The 24,974-nt window shown below is 71.4% G+C and carries 24 protein-coding genes and 1 pseudogene; 11 read left to right on the top strand and 14 right to left on the bottom strand.

From position 1 onward, the window contains the following. Positions 1-226: 226 nt before the first annotated feature. Positions 227-1,894, bottom strand: a complete 1,668-nt coding sequence (locus tag IE275_RS15665) for an ISAzo13 family transposase (protein ID WP_189711896.1) — start codon at positions 1,892-1,894, stop codon at positions 227-229. A gap of 111 nt (positions 1,895-2,005) precedes the next feature. Here IE275_RS15665 and IE275_RS15660 point away from each other — a divergent pair, with 111 nt between their 5' ends. Next, positions 2,006-2,227, top strand: coding sequence for a hypothetical protein (locus IE275_RS15660; protein ID WP_189711879.1), 222 nt, complete (start codon positions 2,006-2,008; stop codon positions 2,225-2,227). Positions 2,228-2,551: 324 nt separating this feature from the next. Here the strand turns inward: IE275_RS15660 and IE275_RS15655 are convergent, their stop codons facing one another. Genes IE275_RS15655 through IE275_RS15635 form a run of 5 tightly spaced genes read right to left on the bottom strand, consistent with a single transcriptional unit; the run spans position 2,552 to position 6,605 of the window. Further along, complete coding sequence (locus IE275_RS15655) at positions 2,552-3,898, bottom strand: sensor histidine kinase (protein WP_189711878.1); 1,347 nt, start codon at positions 3,896-3,898, stop codon at positions 2,552-2,554. Positions 3,899-3,927: 29 nt separating this feature from the next. Beyond that, positions 3,928-4,590 (bottom strand): response regulator transcription factor, encoded by a 663-nt coding sequence (locus tag IE275_RS15650; RefSeq protein WP_189711877.1) that lies wholly within the window; start codon positions 4,588-4,590, stop codon positions 3,928-3,930. Beyond that, positions 4,544-5,332: a phosphatase PAP2 family protein gene (locus tag IE275_RS15645; RefSeq protein WP_189711876.1), complete on the bottom strand. Its 789-nt coding sequence runs from the start codon at positions 5,330-5,332 to the stop codon at positions 4,544-4,546. The genes IE275_RS15650 and IE275_RS15645 overlap by 47 nt, the downstream gene beginning before the upstream one ends. Next, complete coding sequence (locus tag IE275_RS15640) at positions 5,329-5,937, bottom strand: phosphatase PAP2 family protein (RefSeq protein ID WP_189711875.1); 609 nt, start codon at positions 5,935-5,937, stop codon at positions 5,329-5,331. Before IE275_RS15640 ends, IE275_RS15645 begins: the two co-directional genes overlap by 4 nt. After that, positions 5,934-6,605, bottom strand: a complete 672-nt coding sequence (locus IE275_RS15635) for a DedA family protein (RefSeq protein ID WP_229870251.1) — start codon at positions 6,603-6,605, stop codon at positions 5,934-5,936. The genes IE275_RS15640 and IE275_RS15635 overlap by 4 nt, the downstream gene beginning before the upstream one ends. 124 nt (positions 6,606-6,729) lie before the next feature. On the opposite strand from IE275_RS15635, the gene IE275_RS15630 reads away from it, so the two are divergent. The 7 genes from IE275_RS15630 to IE275_RS15600 all read left to right on the top strand — a co-directional run bounded on the left by IE275_RS15630 (position 6,730) and on the right by IE275_RS15600 (position 12,542). Continuing rightward, positions 6,730-7,101: a BlaI/MecI/CopY family transcriptional regulator gene (locus IE275_RS15630; RefSeq protein WP_189711873.1), complete on the top strand. Its 372-nt coding sequence runs from the start codon at positions 6,730-6,732 to the stop codon at positions 7,099-7,101. Then, positions 7,098-8,027: a M48 family metalloprotease gene (locus tag IE275_RS15625; RefSeq protein ID WP_189711872.1), complete on the top strand. Its 930-nt coding sequence runs from the start codon at positions 7,098-7,100 to the stop codon at positions 8,025-8,027. The genes IE275_RS15630 and IE275_RS15625 overlap by 4 nt, the downstream gene beginning before the upstream one ends. A gap of 489 nt (positions 8,028-8,516) precedes the next feature. Continuing rightward, a complete protein-coding gene (locus tag IE275_RS45930) occupies positions 8,517-8,657 on the top strand; it encodes a response regulator (protein ID WP_444545882.1) in 141 nt (46 codons plus the stop codon). A gap of 128 nt (positions 8,658-8,785) precedes the next feature. Then, the gene (locus IE275_RS15615; RefSeq protein ID WP_189711871.1) at positions 8,786-9,724 is read left to right on the top strand and encodes an ABC transporter ATP-binding protein; all 939 of its coding nucleotides are present in this window, start codon (positions 8,786-8,788) and stop codon (positions 9,722-9,724) included. After that, positions 9,721-10,560, top strand: coding sequence for an ABC transporter permease (locus tag IE275_RS15610; RefSeq protein WP_189711870.1), 840 nt, complete (start codon positions 9,721-9,723; stop codon positions 10,558-10,560). The genes IE275_RS15615 and IE275_RS15610 overlap by 4 nt, the downstream gene beginning before the upstream one ends. Before the next feature lie 27 nt (positions 10,561-10,587). Then, positions 10,588-11,877: a sensor histidine kinase gene (locus IE275_RS15605; protein ID WP_229870250.1), complete on the top strand. Its 1,290-nt coding sequence runs from the start codon at positions 10,588-10,590 to the stop codon at positions 11,875-11,877. Next, positions 11,874-12,542: a response regulator gene (locus IE275_RS15600; protein ID WP_189711869.1), complete on the top strand. Its 669-nt coding sequence runs from the start codon at positions 11,874-11,876 to the stop codon at positions 12,540-12,542. The genes IE275_RS15605 and IE275_RS15600 overlap by 4 nt, the downstream gene beginning before the upstream one ends. Before the next feature lie 44 nt (positions 12,543-12,586). Here the strand turns inward: IE275_RS15600 and IE275_RS15595 are convergent, their stop codons facing one another. The 5 genes from IE275_RS15595 to IE275_RS15575 are packed head-to-tail and all read right to left on the bottom strand — an operon-like array spanning position 12,587 to position 18,031. Beyond that, positions 12,587-13,306 (bottom strand): response regulator transcription factor, encoded by a 720-nt coding sequence (locus tag IE275_RS15595; RefSeq protein WP_189711868.1) that lies wholly within the window; start codon positions 13,304-13,306, stop codon positions 12,587-12,589. A 52-nt stretch (positions 13,307-13,358) separates the two neighbouring features. Beyond that, a complete protein-coding gene (locus tag IE275_RS15590) occupies positions 13,359-16,001 on the bottom strand; it encodes an FtsX-like permease family protein (RefSeq protein ID WP_189711867.1) in 2,643 nt (880 codons plus the stop codon). Beyond that, on the bottom strand, positions 15,998-16,687 hold the full coding sequence (locus IE275_RS15585) for an ABC transporter ATP-binding protein (RefSeq protein WP_189711866.1): 690 nt from the start codon (positions 16,685-16,687) through the stop codon (positions 15,998-16,000). The genes IE275_RS15590 and IE275_RS15585 overlap by 4 nt, the downstream gene beginning before the upstream one ends. After that, positions 16,674-17,405: an ABC transporter ATP-binding protein gene (locus IE275_RS15580; RefSeq protein ID WP_189711865.1), complete on the bottom strand. Its 732-nt coding sequence runs from the start codon at positions 17,403-17,405 to the stop codon at positions 16,674-16,676. Before IE275_RS15580 ends, IE275_RS15585 begins: the two co-directional genes overlap by 14 nt. A 5-nt stretch (positions 17,406-17,410) precedes the next feature. Further along, on the bottom strand, positions 17,411-18,031 hold the full coding sequence (locus IE275_RS15575) for a hypothetical protein (RefSeq protein WP_189711864.1): 621 nt from the start codon (positions 18,029-18,031) through the stop codon (positions 17,411-17,413). A gap of 159 nt (positions 18,032-18,190) precedes the next feature. On the opposite strand from IE275_RS15575, the gene IE275_RS15570 reads away from it, so the two are divergent. Then, entirely contained in the window at positions 18,191-19,510 is a 1,320-nt protein-coding gene (locus tag IE275_RS15570; RefSeq protein ID WP_189711863.1) for a HAMP domain-containing sensor histidine kinase, read from the top strand. Positions 19,511-19,517: 7 nt separating this feature from the next. Here IE275_RS15570 and IE275_RS15565 read toward each other — a convergent pair whose 3' ends face one another. Further along, on the bottom strand, positions 19,518-20,555 hold the full coding sequence (locus IE275_RS15565; RefSeq protein WP_189711862.1) for a bile acid:sodium symporter family protein: 1,038 nt from the start codon (positions 20,553-20,555) through the stop codon (positions 19,518-19,520). A 93-nt stretch (positions 20,556-20,648) separates the two neighbouring features. Between IE275_RS15565 and IE275_RS15560 the strand changes: the two genes are divergently transcribed. Then, positions 20,649-21,485 (top strand): COG4705 family protein, encoded by an 837-nt coding sequence (locus IE275_RS15560; RefSeq protein WP_189711861.1) that lies wholly within the window; start codon positions 20,649-20,651, stop codon positions 21,483-21,485. 54 nt (positions 21,486-21,539) lie between these two features. Here the strand turns inward: IE275_RS15560 and IE275_RS15555 are convergent, their stop codons facing one another. Together IE275_RS15555 and IE275_RS15550 are read right to left on the bottom strand one after the other, a co-directional pair. Then, positions 21,540-22,946: an MATE family efflux transporter gene (locus IE275_RS15555; RefSeq protein WP_189711860.1), complete on the bottom strand. Its 1,407-nt coding sequence runs from the start codon at positions 22,944-22,946 to the stop codon at positions 21,540-21,542. Positions 22,947-22,951: 5 nt separating this feature from the next. Continuing rightward, positions 22,952-23,824 carry a cysteine synthase family protein gene (locus IE275_RS15550; RefSeq protein ID WP_229870249.1) on the bottom strand — a complete coding sequence of 291 codons (873 nt, stop codon included), beginning with the start codon at positions 23,822-23,824 and terminating at the stop codon, positions 22,952-22,954. On the opposite strand from IE275_RS15550, the pseudogene mmsA reads away from it, so the two are divergent. After that, positions 23,807-24,970 (top strand): annotated as a pseudogene (gene mmsA, locus IE275_RS15545) (CoA-acylating methylmalonate-semialdehyde dehydrogenase); the annotation flags it as partial. The gene IE275_RS15550 and the pseudogene mmsA sit on opposite strands and share 18 nt — an antisense overlap. Between the last annotated feature and the right edge of the window lie 4 nt (positions 24,971-24,974).

Raw genomic sequence — 24,974 nt, 5'->3', positions numbered from 1 at the left:
CCCTGACCCACGAATCGATCCATGAGCACACTATGCACAGTGGCTAGGCCGACCGGTTGAGCCTGCACGGCTGCCGGCCGTCGTGGGTCAGGCCGTGAGACAGAACTGCATGGGGCAGACCGGACAGGCCCTCGCCTCATCCGGCGGCGCCCCATACGCTCGCGACCTCATTCTGAAACCATCAGTTAGCACATGCAGATCATTAACTTGTCTTCTTGATCTTGTTTTAGGTCAGGTCGGAAGCTAGGAACGTCGTGATGTCGGCTGGTGTGCGGAAGCGGGCGGTGGAGGCACCGATGCGGTGGCCGTGTGCTTCGAGGAGTGGGCGAATTTCCTGGCTCGCTCGGCAGATGGTCACGGCGGAGACGCCGAACAGTTGGCCCAGGAGGTCCATGGTGGCGAGTTTGCGCAGGTGGAGCACGGTGACCAGGATCCGGTCGGCTGGGATGAGCTTGGCTTTGGCACCTGTGCCCGGTGCGACCAGACGCTCGTGACCACGACGTGCGCGGAGCACTTGCTCGCGTTGAGCCTCCAGCCCTGGAGTCAGCGCGTCGATGAGCTCGCTGAGCCGTTGGCGGGTCATCCCGGTCAGTTCCGGGTCCTGCAGCGAACGCCGCGTGAGGTGATCCAGCCTGTTCGCCGGGGCCTGGTCCGGGATGTTGTTGACCGCCGTCGTGTCCCGCGGGTGCCGGGGGTGGAGGGTGTAGTTCCAGTCGCCGTGGAAGCGGTGCCGGGTGAGCGGCAGGGCGGCAAGTTCGTCATCACTGACCTGGACGCCGGTGGGATAGGGGTTGGTGTCGAGTTCGGCGTGAACGGTCAGGCCGGTCCTGGTGGTGGTCGCGGCGATGCTCTGGACGATGACTTCGTGGCTGGTCAGGGGCCTTCCACGCCAGTTCATGGTGATGTGGGAGAACAGCCGGTGCTCGATCCGGTTCCACTTCGAAGTGCCGGGAGGCAGGTGGCAGACGGTGACGGCCAGGCCAGCCTCGGCGGCGAACCGGGCGAGTTCGGTCTTCCAGGTGCGGGTGCGATATCCGTTGGAGCCGCCGGCGTCGGCGGTGATCAGCAGCTGGCCGGCCGTCGGGTAGGCGGCCCGCCCTGCTCCGTTCCACCAGCGGCGGATCGATTCGACGGCGAACGCGGCGGTGTCGTGGTCGGTGCCCACGTTGACCCAGCCGGTGTTCGCGGCGACGTCGTAGATGCCGTAGGGCACCGCCCTGCCCAGCTCGCGGTCGGGGAAGTCGTGGGTGTCGACCCGCACCGGCTCGCCTCTCGGCTCCCATTCACGGCCGTTGTTCTTGAACGGGCCGACCAGTTCCTTCTTCTTCGTGTCCACGCTGATCACCGGAGCCCTGCAGTCCTGGTGGTCGCGGGCCTGCTCGTTGAGGTAGTGGAACTGTGCGTCCCGGTCGGGGTGCTGCTTGCCTTCCAGGGTCTTGGCGTTGCTCTGCAGGCTGAAGCCCTCCTCGCGCAGGAGGTCGCCCACCGTGTCCGCGCAGATCCGGTGGCCCTGCCGGGTCAGCTGCTCGGCGAGCTTGCGGGTGGATTTGGTGGTCCAGCGCAGCGGCGACATGGGATCTCCGCGGACGTCGGGCTCGACCAGCGTGAGGAGTGCCTCCCGAACGGCCGGGTTCCGGTCGACGACGCGTTTGCGGCCAGCGCCGGGCCGGCGGATGCGTCCCAACGGGGCCTCTCCGGAGTCGAGTTCCCGGACTCCGACAGCGACAGTGGCCTCACGGACACCGACGGCGCGGGCGACTGCTCGGATCCCGCCGTGGCCGAGGAACTGGGCCTCCGCCCCCATCAACAAGCGACGCTGCCGCTCGTCGAGGTGCGGCAGAATTGCCTCGAACTTGGCTGCCAGGACAGCCTGTTGTCTTTCTAACCCGCTCATGTCAGACCAACGACCCACCGAGCGAAAAGCTACGAGTTAATGATCTGCACGCCCTTAGACGTGGCGCTGCACGATCTCCACGGTGATACCGGTGGCCTCCCGTGCCCAGTCGTGGAAGTCGGCACCGCGATAACCCTGGTCCGCCCACACGTGCCGCAGGCGCGGGAAGGTATCGGCAGCCTGGGAGAACACTGCGAGCGGACACGCCGGGAGCACAGCTCGGGCGGCGCGTTGTGCCACAGCGCCTCAGCCCGGACGGTGGACACGGACACCGACTGCCTGCGCTGCGCGATCGCGTACCTGCTGCGCCGCCACCGGGACCCGGCGTCCTGATCCACCGGCGGGACAGCCCGCCGCCCGGCCGACCGCTTTCACTCCGGCCCGCTCGTGCGAGGCGCTCCCGGCCGCTGCTCCCGGGGCCGCGCAAGGAACTCACCCTCACCGAGACCCCACCGCGTCGACTACCTCCTCCGCCTTGCAGCTGCACGCACTACACCGTCGTCCCCGCGCGAGCGGGTACCGCAGGCGTCATGTGGTGTGGGTTGTACGCAGGTGACACGAGGGTGAGACGACTTGTTGAGAAGCTGCGACTGTGCACCCACACCGGCACTGCGAGACGAGCCAGGGTCAGACTCACACCATGAGGTTGAAGAGAGCTCACCCGGCAGGCAGGCTGACGACGAATCGTGCCCCGGGGGTGTGCGCGGGGTCGTACGTCACCTCGCCGCCGACGCTGCGTGCGAGGCGTCGCGCCAGCGGCAGTCCGAGGCCCGCGCCGTGGTGTCCGTCGCCCGGATCCCCACGTCGACCGGGCTCGAAGAGCTGTCCGGCGAACGGGGGCAGTACGCCGGGCCCGTCGTCGATGACGTCGATGCATACGCCGTCGGGTACGTGGTATGCGCGGACGGCGATGCTGGAGCGGGCGTAGCGGCAGGCGTTGGTGAGCAGCGGGCTGACGATGCGTTCGAGGAGGGCGGGTGCGACTCCGGCCTTCATGCGCGGGCACTCGGTGCCGAGGGTCAAGTGGCGCGGCGGGGCCAGGACTTCGGCGAGCCGCTGTAGCGTGGGCACGACCTCGGCGGTGCCGGGAGCGGTGAGGGTGCCGCCCCTGGCGTCGTCGAGAAGGGTGTCGCAGATGGTGCGCATGGACTCGGCGGCATCGGCGATGACCTGGTGGGTGGCGTGGGTCTGGTCGGCCGTGCGGGGGCGGGTCTGCCACCAGTCGAGTTCGGCGATGATCCGGCTCAGGGGCGTGCGCAGCTCGTGCGAGAGCTCCCCGGTGAGCTGCCGCTCGTGGCGCAGAAGGGTGCGGATGCGGTCCAGTATCGCGTCCAGCGACGTGCCGAGGCGGGCGAGTTCCGCCGGGTGGCGCATGCTGGCGAAGCGTTCTTCGGAGGCGACGGCGCTCCACTGGGTGGCCTGGTCGGTCATCGTGCGGACGGGGCGCAGCGCGCGGCCTACCGCGAGCCGTGTCAGGGCGTAGGTGCAGGCGAGCATCACGACGTCCAGAGCCAGCGATCCCAGGAGGAGGGTGTCGGCCGAACTCCGGTAGGGGGACAGGTCGAGCGCGGTAACGACAGTGGCCTCGCTCCTGTCTCCGGACACGGGCTGGGAGCACAGCCGGAGGGGGCCGTCGACGTCGGCGGTGACGCACCGCTGCCCGCCGTGCCTGGCCAGTGAGTCGGCGACGCGGGTCAGAGGGCCGGCGTTCGGCGGCAATTCCAGAAGGCGGCGGCCGGCGTAGATCCAGACGTTGGTGTCGAGGAGTTCGTCGTTGGAGGTCTCCAGGACGCGAACTGTCGTGCCGCTGGTGTCGATGGTCGTGGCGACGGCGGCCGCGCGGGTGCGCAGTTCGTCGTCCGCCTGGTGCTGAAGGCGGTGGCCGGCCACGGCGTTGAAGGCGACGGTGAGGACCAGCATCAGCAGCGTGGCCGTGGTGAGGGCCACCAGTGAGAGGCGGCCGCGCAGTGTGCGGGGTGCCGGACGGTGGAGGAGGGCGGTCATGGCAGGCCGCAGCCGGGGGCGGATACCACTCATGACAGGCGGTGGCCGATACCGCGGGCCGTGCTGATCGTCCGGTCGCTGCCCACCTCGCGCAGCTTGCGGCGCAGTCGGGTCAGGTACTGGTCGAGGGTGTTCTCGTGGACCTGGGCGCCCTCGGGCCAGGCCGCCCGGACCAGCTCGCGGCGGCGCACGATACCGCCGGAAGCCGCCATGAGCGCGGCCAGAAGACGGAACTCGGTCGGGGTCAGATCGACCCGGGTGCCTCGCACGCTGACCATGTGCCGGACGGCGTCCAGTGCCAGGTCTCCTGCCGTGGCGGCAGGCGGCGGCACGGCCCGTCTGAGGGCTGCCCGCAGGCGGGCCGCGAGTTCGGCGAGATGAAAGGGCTTGGGCAGGTAGTCGTCGCCTCCGGCCGAGAACCCGGACAGTCGGTCGGCCAGTCGGTGATGGGCGGTCAGGAAGATTACGGGGGAGAGGAATCCGTTCGCGCGCATCGCCTGGCACACGTCCCGTCCGTCGGCGTCGGGCAGTCCGATGTCGAGTACGGCGGCGGAGACGTCGGCGGTGGCCAGTCGCAGGGCGGTGGCGCCGTTCGGCGCGGCCACAGTGCCGAAGTCCTCGTCGCGCAGTCCGCGCATCAGCACGTCACGCAGGGCGTGATCGTCCTCGACGACCAGGATCGTCTGGCGCATGATGCTCCCTCTGTTCTCGTGCCGGGTCCGTTTGGTTTTCTGCGGTGCCCGTGGCGCCTGTTGTCCCGCTCGCTGTGTCCGTGTCCGTGGTACCGGGGGTCCATCGTTCCGGCAGCCACCAGGCCGAGGCGCACAGGCACAGGCCCAGCCAGCCAAGGGCGAACAGCCAGCCGCCGACGACGTCGGAAAACCAGTGCACCCCGAGGTAGACGCGGGTCAGCCCGACCGAAGCACCCCAGCCGCTGATGATCAGGACCAGTGGGGTCCTGCCGCGTGGCCTCCGCACGCAGACGGCGATGATCAGCAGGCCCGCGGTGAGCGCCGCCGTGCTGGTATGGCCGGACGGGAACGCCCATCCCGAGGCATGCGTTTCCCAGTCCGCCTGGGGCGGCCGGGGCCGGGCGACGAGCTCCATCACCGCGTACCGCAGTGTCTGTCCGGCCCCGAGGCAGCCCAGGCAGAGCGCGACGGCAAGCGTCCGTTGCCGGAGGGTGCGGCCGACGATGATTCCGGCCAGCGCGGCCAGCGCGAACGGGACGACGCCTGTCCCGGTGGCGGTCAGCGCGCGGGCGAACGCCACCGCCACGTCCGGCCGGTGGCCGACGGACCACGACAGGAGGCCGCTGTCGGCGAAGAGTGGTATGCCGTCGCGGCCCACCACGACCATGGTCAGCACACCGAACGCCGTCCATGCGCCGAGTCCGCAGGTGCCGGCCAGTTCGGAGGTGTCGCCGCGCCTCATGACTCCACCGCCAGCAGCGGTCGCAGGTGGGTCGCCGCGAGCCGTACAGCAAGGGCCTCCGTGCGCCTGCGCAGAGCCGACATGGCGAGCAGCGCGGTGAGTGCGCCCACCGCGCACCCCGTCAGGACGTCGTGGGGGTAGTGGGCGCCGACCCAGACCCGCGAGACCGCCATGACGGCGGCGGCCACGACGGCCACGGAACCGAGGCGACGGGAGACGAACAGCAGTGCGACGGCTGCCGCGGCGGCGATGGCCGCGTGGTTGCTGGGGAAGGACCAGTCCCCGGGCGCCGGACATGCCTCGAGGGTGGTCACCCGTAGGCTCTGGCACGGCCGGTCCTCGCGCACGAGTAGCTTCAGGACCGCGTCCACCCCGTAGGCCAGGACCACGACGAACGGCACGGCGAGCGCAGTCACCGAGGCGGCGCTGCCCCTTCGTCGGGCGTGCCACCAGCCAACGGCCATGAGTATCGCGAACAGGGCGAGCCCGTACGTCGACCACGCCGCCACGGCGTCGTCCAGCCAGGCAGGAGCCTGTCCGGCGAGGTTCACCACATCTGTGTAGGCCGCGCCGTCGACCGACGATCCGTCGAGGGCGAGGATCATCCGCGTGCCTCCTGCGCCTTCGCGGCACGCCGCGAGCGGTACACCTCGGAGGCCACCGGAATCAGCGACAGGGCCACGATCACCGCCACCATCGGCAGCAGATACCGGTCCACGTTCGGCACCGAGGAACCCAGTGCATACCCCGCCAGCGTGAGACCCAGACTCCACACCAGCCCACCGGCCACCTGCCAGACGGTGAACGTCCGCACCGGCACCCGCAGGGCGCCCGCCATCGGGTTCAGGACCGTGCGCACCACCGGAACGAAGCGGGCCAGCACGATCGCCTTCGCATACCCGTAACGCTCCAGCAGCTCCTCGGTCCGTTTCGCCCCCTCGTGCAGACGGGCCGAGCGGCTCCGTGCGAGCAGGGCGCCGCCGGCTCTGCGGCCCAGGAGATATCCGCACTGCGAACCGGCCAGGGCCCCTGCCGCCGCCGCGATCAGGAGCGGGGCGAGCGACAGCTTCAGACCGCGGTCGGCGGTGCCGGTGCACAGCAGACCGGCCGTGAACAGGAGCGAGTCGCCCGGGAGGAAGAAGCCGATCAGCAGCCCGGTCTCGGCGAACAGCACCACACCCACGCCCAACACGCCGAAGGCCGACAGCAGAGACCGGGCATCCAGCACATTGACGGCAAGCTGCGACGATAGGTGCATGGCTGTGGTAATCATCGAGAGCCCCTTCATCGTTCTTCCCGGCCGTCGGATGCGGCGTGACGGCGGCGCCCGACAACCGACTACAATTCTGTAGACGGTCTACTGAACTGTAGACGATGATGGAGTGAGGAACGTTCCCATGACCGACGCGAGGGACGAGAGGCGGCCGGCCGGCGAGCTCGAAGCCGCCGTCATGGCCGTGCTGTGGGCCGCAGGGTCCCCTCTCACGCCTGGACGGGTGCAGACCGGACTCGACTCCGGCCTGGCCCGCACGACGGTGGCGACGATACTGATCCGTCTGCACGAAAAGGGCCTCGTCAGCCGCGAGCGACACGGTCGCGGCTACGCCTACTTCCCCGTGCAGGACGCCCCCGGCCTGACCGCCCGGCGCATGCACACCGAACTCGACCGGGACACCGACCGCGAGACGGTCCTGGCCCGCTTCGTCGCCCAGCTCAACCCCGGCGACGAGAAGCTCCTGCGCCGGCTCCTGGAGGGTGACGAGCGATGACCGCCCTGCTGCTCGTACCGCTGATCCTGCCCTTCCTCGCGCCGACGCTCGCCCGACGAACCCTCGACCGTCTGGCCCCCGCCACCGCGCTGTGGGTCCTCACCGCCTCGGTCCTGGCACTGGCCGGAGCCTGCGTCGCCGCCCTCGGCGCCATGGTCCTGACCGGGCTGCTCAAACTTCCCGCCCTCGCCACGCTCGGCGAACTCGTGCATCCCCTGCGGGCCCCCTCGGACTATCTCGTGGTCCCCGCCGCGGTGGCGGCCACCGGAGTGCTCACCCTCAGCGTCTGGACGCTCGGGCGCTCGGCCTTCGTACAGGCTCGTGCATTTCGTACCGCCCGCACGCAGGCCGACCGGCGACCCGCCGCCGGTGATCTGTGTGTCGTCGACTCGCCCCACCCGGACGCGTACGCCCTGCCCGGACGGCCCCACCGCATCGTCGTCACCACCGCCATGCTGCGCAGCCTGGGCCCCGCCGAGCGCGAGGCCCTCTTCGCCCATGAGCGCGCCCACAACCGGGCCGGTCATCACTACTTCCTGGCCGCGGCCGAGATCGCCGCCCACTGCCACCCCGCCCTGCGCCCCACCCGCGACACCATCCGGCTCGCCGCCGAGCGAGCCGCCGACGAGGCCGCGGCCGAGGTCACCGGCGACCGGCGCCTGATCGCCATCGCCATCGCCCGCGCCGCCCTCGCCGGCCACACCTCGCCTCCCGTCCGGCCGGACTTCGCCCCCGCGGCGACCACCGGCCCGGTTCCGCAACGCGTCACCGCCCTCCTCGCCCCCTCCTCGGGGCGTTCACGCGCCAGGCGCCGTACTGCGTTCCTCCTCGTGGCCTGCACGGTTCTTTCCGTCGCCGCCGGAACGGTCGGCGTGGTCGACTTCCACCACGAGGTCGAGATCGCCCAAGGCGAGGAGAGTCCCTGATCAGGTCAGCCCCGGCGGCCCAGTGCCTGAGGCTCAACCTGCCCATCGCGTGATCGTCCTCAGGCGATGACCGGCTCCAGCAGTCGGAGCAGATCGCCGGTGGCGTCGGCGGCGCCCAACGCCGTGAGTGCGCCGAGAGCCAAAAGGTCGTGGCGAGCGCCCAGAGCTGCGGTGGTCGGTCGGTGAAGCCGAGGCCGGCAGACTGATGCGGCAGGTCGACCCCGCTGTCGTCGACTCGCACTCTCGGCGTCATCGGCGCGACCGGCCGCGAGGCCCTGGGGAACTGCGCCGGCTGCTGGAGGTGCTGTGCTCCCCCGGCGCGGGCGCCTCCGCCGACAGCTCCGGCTCCGGTCCCTGTGGGCAGCCGAACACGCCCGGGCCCGACCCCGGCTCGCGCCGTGTCCTCGTCCCGGGTGCTGGTCTGCGACGACCAGGAGCTGATCCGGACGGGGCTGCGCATGGTCGTGGACAGCCGGGCCCGATCTCACCGTGGTGGGCGAGGCCGCCGACGGCGAAGCGGCGATCGCGGGCGTGGCCGCCCTGGAGCCGGGCCTCGTCCTGATGGACGTACGGATGCCTGGTCGGGACGGGCTCGCCGCGACCGAACAGTTCTGTGGACGTGCCGCGTAGTACCGCGGTACTACGTGCCCGGCGCGGTTCAGCCTCCCGGTACCACTGGATTCGGGTGATTCGGCACCTAGCGTTGCCGGTGAGGCGTCCGAAGCGACGGACTCCGGAGCCCGACAGGGAGAACGCGGATGATCGACGCGCGGCAGTTGACCAAGCGGTACGGCGAGAAGACGGCCGTCGACGGACTGGACTTCGTCGTGAAGCCGGGGACCGTGACCGGCTTCCTCGGGCCCAACGGCGCGGGCAAGTCCACGACCATGCGCATGATCGTCGGTCTCGACGCCCCGACAAGCGGCTCCGTCAACGTGAACGGCCACCACTACGCCCGCCACCAGGCACCGCTCCAGGAGGTCGGTGCCCTCTTGGAGGCGAAGTCGATCCACCCCGGCCGCTCGGCGTACAACCATCTCAGGGCCCTCGCGCTGACCCACGGCATTCCGGGCCGCCGCGTCGACCAGGTCATCGACCTTGCCGGACTGGGCAGCGTGGCGAAGAGGCGGGCCGGCGCCTTCTCCCTCGGGATGGGCCAGCGGCTGGGCATCGCGGCGGCGCTGCTGGGCGATCCGCAGACGGTGATGCTGGACGAGCCGGTCAACGGGCTGGACCCGGAGGGCGTCCTCTGGATCCGCAACCTGCTGAAGGGGCTCGCCGACGAGGGTCGGACCGTGTTCGTGTCCTCGCACCTGATGAGTGAGATGGCCCTGGTGGCGGACCACCTGATCATCGTGGGACGCGGCCGGCTGCTGGCCGACACGACCGTCGCGGACCTGATCCGCGAGGCGGGCGGCGACACGGTGAAGGTGGTGACACAGGATCCGGCGCGGCTGAGGGACGTCCTGTCCGGGCCGGGCGTCGACATCACCGGCCGGATCAGCTCCGAGGAGCTGCAGGTGACCGGGCTGACAGCCCGAGAGATCGGGCTCAAAGCTGCCGAGCACAACATCGCGTTGTTCGAGCTGAGCGCGCGGACCGTGTCACTGGAGGAGGCGTTCATGGACCTGACCAGGGACGCCGTGGAGTACCACGGCTCCACGACCGCGACCGAGACCCTCGGGAGGCCCGCATGAGCGCCCTCACCGCAACCGCCGAGGAACGCCGCGACACCTCTGTCCGCCCCGCCTACCGGGTGACCGGACGGCGTGTGCTCTCCTCCGAATGGGCGAAGCTGTGGTCCCTGCGCTCGACCTGGATCACCCTGGGCCTCGGTCTGCTGTTCCTGGTGGCCTTCGGCCTGATCTCCGCGAGCCGCTACGAGTCGGGGATCAACTCAGGCCACATGGACCGCGACTTCGCCGATGCGACGGCCGTGAGCCTGTCCCTCTTCGGTACGAACTTCGCCCAGCTGGCCCTGGGCGTGCTCGGCGTACTGGTCACGGCGGGCGAGTACTCGACCGGCATGATCCGTTCGACGTTCGCGGCGGTCCCTCGCCGGCTGCCCGTGCTGTGGTCCAAGGCGGCCGTGTTCGGGCTGGTCGCCCTGGCCGTGGGGACGCTGGGCGGGTTCGTCGCCTTCCTGATCGGTAGCGGAATCGTCTCGGGCACGCCCGCGGCCATGAGCCTCTCGCACGCGGGTGTTCTGCGGAGCCTGCTGGGCGCGGGGCTCTACCTCGGCCTGGTCGGGGTGATCGGCACCGCTCTGGGCGCGCTGCTGCGGTCGGTGGCCGGCGGGATCTCGGTGCTGGTTGCCGCCCTGATGCTGATCCCGGGACTGATCTCCCTGCTGCCGAGTTCCTGGCAGGACGACATCAGTCCCTACCTGCCGTCCAACGCGGGGGAGGCGATGTTCGCGCTGACCCACGACTCCACGACCCTGTCGCCGGGCGCCGGACTGCTGGTCTTCCTCTGCTGGACGTCGCTGGCGCTGGGCGGGGCGGCGTACCGGCTCGTGCGCAGCGACGTCTGACGCCCGCACCATGGACAGGTGACGTCCGTGACCACCGATGACATCAGCGGGATGGGACCGCTGGTCGCCCGTCTGTCCCGGGGCGGCCAGCGGCTGCGGCAGGCCGACCGGACGCATCCGTGGGTGCTGGACACCGCGGTCGTGGTCCTGGTCTTCCTGATGTTCTGCCTGCCCGACCTGTTCCACGGCGGGGTGGACGACGGGGATGGCGACGGCCCGCGCCGGTTCCGGATCGCCTTCACCGAACTGCCCGTCGCGGGAATGCTGGCGCTTCAGGCCGGACTGGTGCTGCCCCTGCTGTGGCGGCGACGCAAACCCCTCGTGGCGTTCGCCGCCATCACGGCGGTGTTCGTCCTCCAGTGGTCCCTGGGCGCGGCGCTGCGCGCGGACGTCGCCCTGTTCATCGCCCTGTACAGCCTGGCCCTGCACGGGTGGCTCCGGCAGTTGCCCTGGGCCTGTGCGGCCATGGTCGGCGCCATGGCGCTGGTCGCGGTCCGCGTGTCCTCGGCCGTGTCCGTCTGGGACGCGCTGTTCTTCCTGCTGAGCACGGCGACAGCGGCCCTCGCGCTCGGTCTGATGGTACGGATCCGCCGGGCCCAGCTCGCCGGACTGCGGGACCGGGCCGCCCGCCTGGAGATCGAGCGGGACCAGCGCAGCAGGCTGGCCACGGCCACCGAACGCACCCGGGTCGCCCGCGAGATGCACGACATCGTCGGCCACAACCTGTCTGTCATCATCACCCTCGCCGATGCCGGCGCCTACGCCAGCGACATCGCTCCCGAACGGGGCAAGGAGGCCCTCCGGCTCATCGGCGACACCGGCCGGCAGGCCCTCGGCGAACTGCGGCGTGTGCTCGGCGTGCTGCGCGAGACGACGGGCGGCGGCTCCCCGGGCGGGCCCGAACTCAGCCCACAGCCCGGCGTCGCGGACATCGAGGCGTTGTGCGCCAAGGTGCGCGCCGCCGGTCGCGAGGTCGTCTACAGCACCTCCGGCGACGTGGACACCCTGGACAGCGGGGTACAGCTGACGGTGTACCGCATCGTCCAGGAAGCCCTCACCAACACTCTGAAGCACGCCGACACCGACACCCGGGTGCACCTGGCGATCCTCGTCGAGGACAGCCGGCTGAACATCCGGGTCCAGGACACCGGCCCGGCCGCACCGTCCGGACCGCCGAACGACGAAGGACACGGACTGGTGGGCATGCGGGAGAGGGCGGCTCTGTACGGCGGAACCGTCAGCGCGGGGCCGACGGGCGGCGGAGGGTGGAGCGTCGAGGCCGTCCTCGACCTCCCACCCCAGGGGGGTGACCGATGACCACCGTGCTCATCGTGGACGACCAGCCGCTGCAACGCTACGGCTTCCACCTGCTCCTGGACTCCGTCCCCGAGACCGTCGTCGTCGGTGAGGCGGCCCACGGCGCCGAGGCCGTCCGCAAGACCGCCGAACTGCGCCCGGACGTCGTCCTGATGGATGTCCGCATGCCCGGCATGGACGGCATCGAGGCCACCCGCCGTATCGTCGCCGCCGGTGGCCGCTCGCGCGTCCTGGTCCTCACCACCTTCGACCTCGACGAGTACGTCCACGCCGCCATCCGAGCCGGCGCCAGCGGCTTCCTCCTCAAGGACGCACGCCCCGAGGAGCTCCTCGCCGGGATCCGCTCGGTCGCCTCCGGCGACGCCGTCATCGCGCCCGCCCTCACCCGCCGTCTCCTGGACGAGTACGCCCGCTACGTCCCCGCCCACCGCGCGGACTCGCCCGAGGACCCGGGACTCGGCTCCCTCACCGACCGCGAACGCGAGATCCTCGTCGCCGTCGGCAAGGGCTGGACCAACGGCGAGATCGCCACCCGTTTCGTCCTGTCCGAGTCCACCGTCAAGACCCACGTCGGCCGCGTCCTCGCCAAGATCGGTGCCCGCGACCGCATCCAGGCCGTGATCTTCGCCTACGACCACGGCCTCGCCCGGCCCAACGAGGACTGAACCGACAATCGGCGGCCGGGAAGGCCGGACAGGCTCCCCGTCCGTCAGAGTTCCAGGCGGTAGCCGTGCCCCCGCAGGGTGGTGATCCGGGGCAGCCGGGCGGAGCCGCTCGCGGCCTCGGCGAGGCGCCGGCGCAGGCCGGCCATGGTGACGTCGAGGGTCTTGGTGGAGCCGAACCAGTTCTCGTCCCAGACCTCGGCCATCAGGGTCTCCCGGGCGACGGCCTCTCCCGCGTGCCGGGCCAGGACGGCGAGCAGGTCGAACTCCTTGGGACGCAACTGGACGTCCTCGTCGTGCAGCGTGCAGCGGCGGGCCACCACGTCGAGGACGAGGTCGGCCAGCCGGGCGGGTTCCTGCGGCGGCGTCGCGACGACCCGGCGGCGCAGATGGGCGCGGAGCCGGGCGAGCAGCACGGTCAGGCTGAACGGCTTGACGAGGTAGTCGTCGGCCCCCGCGTCCAGCCCGGCGATGACGTCGATGTCGTCCGTACGCGCCGTCAGGATGATGATCAGCAGGTCGGGATGGCGGGCACGCAGTGTGCGGGCGACGTCCAGACCGTCCATGTCGGGCAGTCCCAGATCGAGCAGCAGTACGTCGTACGGGGTGCGCGCGGCCTCGGCCAGGGCGGCGGAACCTGTCCGGTTCCAGGTCGGTGCGTAGCCGTTGCCGCGCAGGCCGGATTCCAGATGGCGGCCGATGGTGTCGTCGTCCTCGACGACGAGGACGCGGTGGCGGCTGGGGTCGGCGGTCGCGTGCGTACGCATGCTGGACAGCGTAGGAGCGGGCGCGGCGCTCGGCCCGCCCGCTCCCGGCCGCTCACAGGTCACGCAGTTCCTCCACGGCGGGCCCGCCGGCGCTTCGGATGCCGTTCAGCGCGGCGGCCAGTACGGCGACGACGGCCGCGCCCGCGGTCAGGGCCAGGTAGCCGCCCGGCACCGACAGGCTCGCGGGCGGCGGGTCGAAGACTCCCGTCAGGACCTTCACGAGCATCTCGGACAGGGCCCAGCCGATGAGGGCGCCGCCTGCCAGACCGCCGGCGGTCAGCAGCAGGGCCTCGGTGAGGACCATGCCGCGCAGTTGGCCGCTGCGGGCGCCCAGGACGGTGGCGATGGCGAAGGTACGGCGGCGTTCGGCGAGTCCGAGCGCGAGGACGAGGCCCCCGGCCCCGGCTGCCAGCAGGACGGCGAAGGCGAGTTCGATGCGGGTGAGTCCGGCCAGGTCCACGGAGGTGAGGCTGGTGCCGACGACGCCGCGGGTCTGGCTGAGGTCGGTGACGGTGGCACCGGTGCCCAACCGGTGGCGCAGCTTGTCGGCGAGCTGCTTCTGGTGGGTGCCGCCGGTGTCGAGCAGGAAGGCGCCCACGGCGTCGCTGCCGGTCGCCTTCGCCACGTAGGCGGCGTTGGCGACGAAGAAGCTGTCCTTCGGTGCGGTCGGGAACTCCTTGACGATCCCGGCGTAGTGGAAGGGCACCGTGCGCAGCGCCTTCGTACGGGCGTCCTGGACGCGGAGGTTGACCGTGTCGCCGGGGGAAAGCTGGAAGTCGTGCACGGTCTCCGCGCTGACCAGAAGGTTGTCGGGGCGCTGGTCGAGCCGCCGCATCAGTTGGTGCGCCGTGCCGCCCGAGAAGTAGGCGTCCTGGAGCGAGGTCGCCTTTGCGATGGTGGCGGGCCGGACCCCGTAGAGGTCCTGGAGGTCGGAGCCGACGTAGGCGTAGCGGTGCTGGAGGGGTTCGACGTGCCGGAGGCCGGAGACCCTCAGTGCATCCGCGGCGCTCGGCGGGATCTGGGCTCCGGGCGGTTCGGTGACCGTGACGTCCGCGCCGTTGGTGAGGCGGGCGTCGACCTCGGACTGCTGCCGGTAGGTGGAGTTGAAGACGGCCGTGGAGATCGCGAACGACACGGCGAGGGCAAGCAGCACCACCGAGCGGGCGAACGGGCGCCGACGGCGGGACAGTACGGCCGCCGTGGTTCCGGAGAGGGTCGCGGTCAGTGGCTGGGCCAGGTGGGCCAGGGCCGGGCGGCCGTGGGCGAGAGCCAGCAGGGTCAGCCGCCACAGCATGAGGGCCGCCCCGAGCCACAGCAGCGTGGGGCCCAGGAACGCCCAGTAGGAGACGGAGACGCTGGGTACGCCTTCGGGCGCGAGGACCAGGGCGTACTGATTGCCGGAGGACGCGTGGAACACCAGCCACGAGCCGATCAGCAGCGCGAAGTCCAGACCACACCGCAGCCACCAGGGCGAACGGGACACGCGCCGCTCCCGCCTGGTGTCGGCGACGGTCACCGTGCGCAGATCGCGCAGGGCGGGCACGAGCACGGCGCCGGCGGCCACCAGCACGCCGAGGACGAAGGCCACGGCGTACCAGAGCGCCAGGGTGCCCGCACTCGCGCCGAAGGAGGTGGCGCCGAAGGCGAGGCGGCCGGTCAGCTCGGCGAGCCCGAGACCCCCGAGGCCGCCGACCACACCGACCAGCGCGGCCTCCAGGCCCGCGAGCGCGATGATCTGACGGGGGCGCAGCCCGCGCAGTCGCAGCAGGCCCTGCTCCCGGCGGCGCCGTTCGCCGCCCGCCGAGGCGACCGCCACGGTCAGCGCGGCGGCCAGGACGGCACCGGGGACGCCGAGGAAGAGAAAGAGGATCTGTGCGTAGAGGGCGTCCTGCCGGGCGGAGTCGAGCGCCGAGCCGAGGTTGTTCCCGACGAGCCCGGAACCGGCCGACCTGGCCTCCAGGTTGTGTGCGGCGCCGGTCACCGAGGTGAAGGCGGCGGCCGGGTCGGCCGGCAGTTTCGCGTCGCGGGCCACGTGGATCTGGGTCGTGACGTCGGTGGCGCCGCGGGTGAGGGAGGCGAAGTGGGCGGCGGGCAGGAGGACGACGTTGTCCGGCGGAGCGGTCGGCTGGGACTGTGCGGGCGCGCCGACCTTCTGGAACAGCGAGTCGGCCTGGGGCAGGTCGACCACGCCGTCCACCCGCACCTGCCGCAGCCCGGCGCCGGGCAGCCGTACGCCGATGGTGTCGCCGGGGGCCGCGTGCAGGTTGGAAGCGGTCTGCTGGGCGAGCAGAACGCCGGTGCCGGAGCCGGAGAGTGTGCGCAGTTCGTCGGGGAAGTGGCTGCGGTAGTCGGCCGGCAGGCCGAGCGCGACACCCGGTCCGGTGGTCTGGGTACTGCCTCCCACGGTGGCGGTGAAGCCGGTGGTGCGGGCGAAGCCGACGGGCAGCGCGGCCCGGGTACCAGGAGTGGATCGCGCCAGTGCCCCGACGGCGTTCGGGTCGGCGCCGGGCTGTACTTCGACCTGCCAGTCCACGGCGACCGAGCGGACCGCCCGCTGGGTCATGGTCGCCTTGGACGCGGTGAGGAAGGAGCCGAGCGCGGCGACCAGGGCGACGGCGAGGGCGATCCCGGCGACGGCGCCCAGGAGCCGTCCGAGGCGGTGGCGGGTCAGTCCGCCCGCCCAGGCGGTGATCATGACAGGCTCCCTCGTGGGTCCGGCGCATCCGCCGTTTCGGGTGAAAGCAGCCGGCCGTCGCGCATGCTCCGCCGTACGGTGAGCCGGGCGGCGACGGCGGGGTCGTGGGTGGTGACGACGAGGGCCGCGCCCGTCCGGTCCGCCGCAGCCAGCAGGGCGTCCAGGACGCGGGCGCCGGTGGCGTGGTCGAGGCGGCCGGTGGGTTCGTCGGCGAGGATCAGTCGCGGCGCCTGCGCCAACACGCGGGCCACGGCCACCCGCTGGGCCTGGCCGCCGGAGATCTCGTCGGGCAGCCGGTCGGCCAGCCCTGCCGCGCCGACCACGTCGAGCGCCTCGGCGACCGGACGGCGGATCTCCTCCTCAGGGCGTCCCGCCAGGACGAGCGGCAGCGCGGTGTTCTCCGTGACGTCCAGGGCGGGGATGAGGCTGTCGGCCTGGAAGACCAGCCCGATGTCCCGCGGCCCGTCGAGTCCGGGCCGGGCGATCGTGCCGCCGGTGGGGCGTTCGAGCCCGGCCAGCAGATGCAGCAGGGACGACTTGCCCGACCCGGACGGTCCCACGACCGCCAGCCGGTCGCCGGAGCGGACGTCCAGGTCGGCGCCGTGCACCGCCACGACGGCGGCGGGGCCCCGGCCGAAGGTGAGCGCGGCGTCCCGGCAGGAGACGAGCAGGTCAGTGGAGGACATGGCTGTGCTCCTTCGTATGAGCCGTGCCCTTGTGTTCCTCGTGGGCCCGCCCGTCGTTCAGCGTGATCACGCGGTCGGCGCCCCGCACCGCCTCCGTGCTGTGTGTCACGATCAGCACCGCGCAGCCGTCTGCCGCCCGATCCCGCAGCATCCGCAGCACCAACTGCTCCGTGTGGCCGTCGAGTTCACCGGTCGGCTCGTCGGCCAACAACACGGCCGGGGAGTTGGCCAGCGCCACGGCCAGCCCGGCGCGCGCCAGCTCACCGCCGGACAGCTGCCGCGGCAGCGCACCCGCCCGCCGCCCGAGCCCCACCTGCTCCAGGAGCGCATCGGCGGTCACGGCAGGACGGCCACGCAGCGCATGCTGGGCGAGCCGGATGTTGCCGTGCACGGTCAGATGCGGGAGCAGGTTGCGTGACTGAAGGAGCACCCCCACGTGCCGGGCGCGCAGTCGGGAGCGTTCGGTCTCGGGCCGGTGGCTGATGCGCACGCCCGCCACCCGGACCTCGCCGCCCGACGGCTCGTCGAGACCCGCCAGACACGCCAGAAGGGTCGACTTGCCCGCCCCCGAGGGGCCGACGACGGCGACCGTCTCCCCTTGCCGCACCCGCAGTGACACACCGCGCAACGCGAGTGTCTCTTCCTCGCCGGCCCGGTAGAAGCGGTACAGCTCCCGGGCGGCCAGTACCACGTCGTCGTCCGAGGGTCCGGCGGTCATCGCGCTCACCGCCACGCGAACGAGTCGCTGACAGTGCGCCACGGGTCGACGTTGTCGGCGTTGACGGGACCGGACAGGGTCAGGTCCACCTTGTGGCCCTGCCGGTAGAAGACGTACCGCTCGAACGCGTCCCGCACCACCTTGCCGGTGACCGGGTCCTTGGCCGAGTCGCCCTGGTAGGCGAGAAGGACGACGGGGCCCGCCTTCCGGGTCACCTGCGACACCTTCGGGGACGCGAACTTCGTTACCTGGCCGCTCAGTTGCGGGACGACGGTGTTCTTGACCGAGGCGACGGTCGGGGAGGTGGAGGCGGTGGCCGCCGTGATCGTGACGCTGTTGAGCTTGTCCGTGAACACGGTCGTACCGCCCTTGTCGGTGCGGGCCCAGCCCTCCGGCACCTTCACCGTGAACCCGCTGAATCCATGGGCGGGCTGGTAGTCCACATACACCTGGTTGTCGGGGATGTCCCCGGGCGGGTTCGATTCGGTGGGGGCCGGGGTCGCCTGCGCCGGGGCCGTCGAACCCGAGCCTGACTGCGCCCCGGACGACGATCCGGAACACCCTGCGATCACCGCGGCGATCACCGTCACTGCGACGACGCCTGCGGAATTACGTGCGTACGACATGCCCACTGCCCTTCCGAGGAACTGTCGAGGAGCCGCCTTCAGGTCATGCCACCGACGCTAGGAAGCCGTCGGTTAACGCCCCGCATGCCGACGGTTAGACGACGGCAAAAGCGCGTGGCGGCCGCTTCCGGGCCGGTCGGAGGCCCGCAAGATGGAGACATGAGACAGCGCGTGGTGCGAGTCGCCCTCACCGCCGCCCTGGTCGCCGTCGTCCTCCTCGCAGTCCCGCTGGCCCTGGCGATCAGGTCGTCCCTGTACGCCGACCAGCGCGACACCCTGGAACGGGCGGCGCTGTCCGGAGCCGTACGCGTCAGCCCGGACTATGTGACCGGCGACCCTGTGGAACTGCCCGGGCCACCGCCCGGCGGACGCCTCGGCCTGTACGATCCCGCGCTGCGCCTGCGGGCCGGTACCGGCCCCCGTACAGGCGACACGGTCGTGCGAAGGGCGCTGGGCGCGGAGGTGGTGCGCGGCCGGTCGGGCGGTGATCTGGTCGTCGCGGTGCCTGTGTCGCACGCCGAGCGTGTGATCGGCGTCGTACGGGCCTCCTCGCCGGCAGCCGCAGTACGCGACCGTGTCCTGCTTGCCTGGGCGGTCCTGGCCGGGGTCTGCGCGCTCGCGCTGACGGTGGCCGTCCTCGTCGCCCGTCGGCAGGCGCGTGCGCTGGCCGCGCCGCTGGAGGATCTCTCCCGGCACTGCCGGGCCGTCACCGCCGGTGATCTGAGCGCCCGGGCCGCGCCCAGCAATGTCGCCGAGATCGACCAGGTCGCGCGCACCCACAACGAGATGCTCCACGGCCTGACCGAACTCCTGCGCCACGAGCGTGACTTCACCGCCAACGCCTCCCACCAGCTGCGCACCCCGCTTACCGGGCTCCAGCTGACCCTGGAGGCGGGGCTCGCCCAGGACGACGACGCTCAGGCGCGGCCCGCCCTGGAGGAGGCCCTGGCCACCACGCGCCGCCTGCACGGCACGGTGGAGGAGGTGCTGCGTCTGTCCCGCTCCCGCGGCCTGCCGCGCCAGCCCGCACCGGACACCCCCGTGCCGCGACTGCTGCGCGAGACCGAGGAGAGCTGGCACGGACTGTTCGCCCGCGACGGCAGACGCCTGGAGTGCGGGACCCCTGAGGCGTCGGACGACATCCGCGTCCCCGGCGCTTCCGTCACCGAGATCCTCGGCGTCCTGCTGGACAACGCCCGTGTCCACGGGCGTGGCACCGTTCGCCTCACGGCCCGCGACCTCGGCGAAGCCGTCGCCTTCGACGTCACCGACGAGGGCGCCGTGGAAAGCGAGGCGGCCCAGTTGTTCGACCGCGGCCACACCGGCTCGGCACCAGGCTCCGGCATCGGCCTGTCCCTCGCCCGCGACCTGGCCGTCTCGCTGGGCGGCAGACTCTCTCTGACCGGTCGCCGTCCTGCCACGTTCACTCTGCTCGTCCCCGTACGCCGGGAAGAAGCCGGCCCAGCTGGCGGCGGCTGAGCATGGTTCAGGGGCCTGCCGGGGGAGCGGGATCCCCCCGGAGGCGGGTGACGATCCGGTTCGCGGCGGTCTTCTGCAGCAGTCCGTAGGTGAGGACCGGCAGCAGCAGGTGCGGTTTGTCGGGCAGGGACGCGGTGATCAGGACCGCGCTCGCGCTGCTGTTGTTCATGCCGCAGGCGAGCGTCAGCGACGAGGCGCTACCTGCCTCCAGCCGCAGGAGGCAGGCGGCGGCCCGCCCGAGGGCGAAGGAGAGCAGGCAGACCAGGGCCGCCACCGCCAGGGCGGCGGCGAACAGCAGCGGACGGGGCCGGGTGAGGACGGAGCCGAGGGCGCCACTGGCGTTGACGTAGGTCAGCAGCAGCGAGCCGGTCAGGGCCAGTGGCGTCACCGTCATGCGGAGGCGGCGCAGCCACCGCGCGGGCAGGGCGAGGGCGCCCAGGAGTCCCGCCGCGCAGGGCAGGACCACGGTGGCCAGGCCGAATCCTCCGTGGGCCAGCCTGCCGGTGTCGACGAGTACCTGTCCGTAGCCGCCACTCAGCAGTGGCGCCAGGGTCTCCAGCAGGAAGGGGGTGCTGAGCGGGCTGAGGAGAGTGGAGGCCAGGACGAGGCCCACCATCGTCGGCTGGTCGCCGTCGCCCTTGTCGGTCCATACGGTGGCCCCGGCGGCGACGGGCATCGCCACGGTCAGGATCAGCGCGGTGAGCAGTCCGCTGCCGCCGTCGGCGTCGGGGGTGCGCCGCAGCAGGAAGGCGACGAGCGGCACGACCGCCAGCGGGATGGCAAGGTGCAGCACGAGTCCGGCGAGCAGCGCCTTCGGGTGCCGCAGAAGGCGGCCCAGCGCGCGGACGGGCACCTGAAGCCCGGCGGAGAACAGCATCAGGGACAGCAGGAGCGGTGCGGTGTGCAGCGTCAGATGTGTCAGCGGCAGGAGATGGAGGCGGCGAAGCCACAGACCCGGTCCGGGCAGGAACAGGGCGAGTACGTAGGCGAGAACCACGGCACGGCCGAGTCGGTGCCGCAGCCAGGACACGGCGCGGGTGTGCATGCGCTCATCGTGATCAGGCCGGGCACGGCGGGGCGGGGAACGCCGCGCGGCAGTCAGGATGCGTTCAGGTAACCGCTGGCACCGTCTGACCCCATGACCTATGAACTCTCCGAGACTCCTGAGGCCGAACCGGGCACTGCCTCCGCTCGCCCATCCCGCCGTCTGCGCTGGAACAAGGTCCCCGAGGTCACCGCCTACTTCTGGATCATCAAGGTCCTGTGCACGACCGTCGGCGAGACCGCGGCCGACCTCCTCAACGAGAAGGCCGGCCTGGGCCTGACCGGCGTGTCGGTCCTGATGAGTGCGCTGCTCGCGGTCGTCCTGGTCGTCCAGTTCCGCACGACCGCCTACCGCGCGGGCGTGTACTGGCTCGCCGTCGCCCTGATCAGCGTCGTCGGCACGCTGATCAGCGACAACCTGACCGACAACATAGGCGTACCGCTGGAGACGAGCACCACGGTGTTCGCGCTCCTCCTCGCGGTCGTCTTCGCCGTCTGGTACCGGCGTGAGCGGACCCTGTCGATCCACAGCATCGACACCACGAGCCGTGAGTCGTTCTACTGGCTGGCCGTGCTGTTCACCTTCGCCCTCGGCACGGCGGCCGGCGACCTGGTCTCCGAGCGCATGGACCTCGGCTACTGGCTTTCGGCGGTCCTGTTCGCCCTGGCCATCGCCGCCGTCGCCGTCGCGCACTTCACGCTGGGGCTGAACGCGGTGTGGAGCTTCTGGATCGCCTACATCCTCACCCGCCCGCTCGGCGCCTCCATCGGCGACTACCTCTCCCAGCCGACCGGCGACGGCGGCCTCGGCCTGGGCACTGTCGTCACCAGCGCGCTGTTCCTAGCGGTCATCCTCGGCCTGGTCGTCTACCTGGCGGTGACGCGCAAGGATGTCACGGAGGTGCCGAGCGCGGCGCGGCAGGAGATCTGAGCTGCTCGCGGTGCGGCGGGCAGGTGGTCGGTGACCACCTGCCCGGTAGCCGGTTCAGGCTGCCGTCGCAGTGAAGGGCTGGGTGGCGGTGAGGGCGCTGGTGTAGCGGCGCAGCAGGAGGGTGGCGGTGGCGGCGAGGCCGGTGAGGAGGCCGAGCCAGATGCCGAGGGTGTCGAGGTGGAGGGCGTAGGCGAGGAGCCAGGCGGCGGGCAGTCCGACGGCCCAGTAGCCGATGAGGGTGATGCGGAAGCCGCTCCTGGTGTCGTCGAGTCCGCGCAGGAGACCGACGCCGATGTTCTGGGCGCAGTCGAAGAACTGGAGGAAGGCGGTGACGACCAGGAGGTGGGTGGCGATGCTGAGCGCCTGGCTGGAGCCGGTGTCCAGGAACGGTGCCAGTACGAGGCGCGGCGCGGCGAGGTACAGGATGCCGACGCAGGTCATGACGGCGGCGGCGCAGGTGAGCGCGGTGTTCTTGATGCGTCGGGCGCCGTCGTGGTTGCCGAGGGCGAGTTCGCGGCTGACGTTGATGGATGCCGCGTGGGACAGTCCGACGGCCACCTGGAAGACGATGTAGACGAGTTGGTTGACGGCAGTGTGCGCGGCCAGTGCGTCGGGGCCGAAGGAGCCGGCCATGAAGGCGGTGACGGAGAAGAATCCGGCTTCGGAGCCGTACGTGGCGGCGATCGGCACGCCGAGGCCGAGGATGCGCTTGAGTACGGCCGGGTCGGTTCGGGTGATGTCGAGGGTGAGGAGCGGGGCGAGCGCGGGGTCCTTCTTCGCGGCGAGGTAGAGGGCGAGGAAGGACAGCAGGTAGACGGTCGAGGTGGCGATTCCGACGCCGGTCAGTCCCAGGCGGGGAAGGCCGAACGTGCCGTGGATCAGGATCCAGTTCAGGCCCGCGTTCACCCCGATGGACACGAGGGTGATCCGGAGCAGGGCCTGGGGGCGGCGCATCCCGACGGTGAACTGGCGTACGGCCTGGAACCACAGACAGGGCAGCAGGCCGGGGGCGAGGGCGTGGAGCATGTTCCGGGCGAGGCGCACGACGTCGGCGTCCTGGCCGAGCCAGGTCAGTGCCTGCCCGATGAGGATCATCAGGAGGGCGCCGGCGACCCCGGCGAGGGTGGCGACGGCCAGACTCGCGCGCACGATCGCCCGTACGTCGTCGTGTGCCGGCTCCTGCGCGCCGTCCGCGCTGTCCGTGCCGTCGGCCGCCTGCTCGTCGCGTGCCGCCGCAGAGGCCACCTGGTTGCCGACGGAGGTGACGAGGCCGACGCCCATGGTGCGGATCTGGTTGAAGATCACGATGCCGAGGCCGCCGGCCGCGAGTTCGGTGGTGCCGATCAGTCCCATCATCACCGTGTCGGTGGTCGTCAGGGCGACCTGGGCGAGCTGGGTGAGGACGAGTGGCACGGCGAGCACGCCGAGTGCGCGGCTGTCGCGGAGGAGGGTGGTGAGCATGTGGTCTACCGGTTCCTGCGGAGTTTGGTGAGGAGTTCGTCGACTTCCCGCTCGGTGTCGGGGCTGAGGAGGTTGCGTTCGCTCATCCACTCGTCGTTGAAGACGGTGTCCATGTACTTCTCCCCGCCGTCGTTGACCAGGGCGACCATAGTGGTGCCCGGCGGCAGGTCGGACAGCCGGGTCAGGGCCTCGTGGACGACACCGCCGGCCGAGCCGCCGATGAGCAGGCCGGTGCGGGCGACGGCCCGGCAGGTCGCGAACGCTTCGATGTCGCCGACCTTGACGCCCTCGTCGATGAGGTCGAAGTCGACCAGGGCGCCGATCGTCGCGCCCTCGGGGGTGCCGGTGCCGGACTGGTAGTAGTCGTGGGCGGGGCCGCCGAAGGCGATGGATCCCTTGGGTTCCACGCCGATGACGGTGAAGCCGGACATGAGCTTGGTCAGCTCGCGGCCGGTGCCGCACAGGGCTCCGCCGGTGCCGACGGCGCCGATCAGGACGCCGATGTCGCCGTCGAGGGCCTCGTGGAGTTCGTGTGCGACGGGGAAGTAGCCGACGCCGTTGGCGAGGTTGTTGTGCTGCTCGGTGAAGACGGTGTTGTCCTGGCCGCGGGCCATGTCCTCGGCGAGTTCCTCACGTGCGGCGGTGGCGAGTTCCTCGGTGCCGTCGTCGACGACGTAGACGAGTTCGGTGCCGAGCGCCTTCATGCCGCGGAGTTTGTCCGGGGCCGCGTGGTTGTCGACCACGGCGGTGAAGGTGTAGCCGCGTTCGGCGGCGATCACCGACAGGCCGAGGCCGGTGTTGCCGGAGGTGGACTCGATGATCCGGCCTCCGGCGCGCAGTTCGCCCGCGGCCTCGGCGGCGCCGCGGGCATCCCGCACCTGCTCAAGGGCGAGTTCACCGACAACGCCGGCACCGGCATCGACGTCCACTCCCTGCGCGCACCCCTCGGCGTGGTCGCGGGCATCACCCCGTTCAACTTCCCCGCGATGATCCCTCTGTGGAAAGCCGCCCCGGCCCTGGCCTGCGGGAACGCCTTCGTCCTCAAGCCGTCCGAGCGTGATCCGTCCGTTCCGCTGCGGCTGGCCGAGCTGTTCCTGGAGGCCGGTCTGCCGCCGGGCGTGCTGAACGTCGTCAACGGCGACAGGGAAGCCGTCGACACCCTTCTCGAGGATCCCCGGGTGGCTGCCCTGGGCTTCGTCGGCTCCACGCCTGTCGCCGCGCACGTCTACGCCACCGCCGCCGCTCATGGCAAGCGGGCCCAGTGCTTCGGCGGCGCGAAGAACCACATGATCGTGATGCCGGACGCAGACCTGGACCAAGCCGTGGACGCGCTGATCGGTGCCGGCTACGGCTCGGCGGGAGAGCGTTGCATGGCGATCTCGGTCGCCGTGCCGGTCGGCGAGGACACCGCCGACGCCCTGGTGTCCCGTCTGAAGGAGCGCATCGGCTCGCTGCGGATCGGCCGCAGCGACGATCCCGAGGTCGACTTCGGCCCGCTGGTCGGCCGGGACGCCGTCGACCGGGTGCGCTCCTACGTGAACCTGGGGGTAGAGGAGGGTGCGGAACTCGTCGTCGACGGACGGGACTTCGCCCTGCCCGGCCACGAGAACGGCTTTTTCGCAGGCGCCTCCCTCTTCGATCGGGTCACCCCCGCCATGCGCATCTACCAGGAGGAGATCTTCGGGCCGGTGCTGTCGGTCGTCCGTGCCGCCGACTACGAGGAGGCGCTGCGGCTGCCCAGCGGGCACCTCTACGGCAACGGCGTCGCGATCTTCACCCGCGAAGGAGACACCGCCCGCGACTTCACCCGCCGAGTGAACACCGGCATGGTCGGCGTCAACGTGCCCATCCCGGTTCCGGTCGCGTACCACACCTTCGGCGGCTGGAAGCGTTCCGGCTTCGGCGACCTCAACCAGCACGGCCCGGACGCGATCCGCTTCTACACCCGCACGAAGACCGTCACCTCGCGCTGGCCGTCGGGTCTTCGGGAAGGCGCGAGCTTCACCATCCCGACGATGGGCTGAGCGC

The sequence above is a fragment of the Streptomyces phaeofaciens genome, assembly GCF_014648915.1.
Taxonomy (GTDB): domain Bacteria; phylum Actinomycetota; class Actinomycetes; order Streptomycetales; family Streptomycetaceae; genus Streptomyces; species Streptomyces phaeofaciens.
Note: the sequence above shows the minus strand (reverse complement) of the source record. Positions and strands in the feature narration are given on the sequence as shown.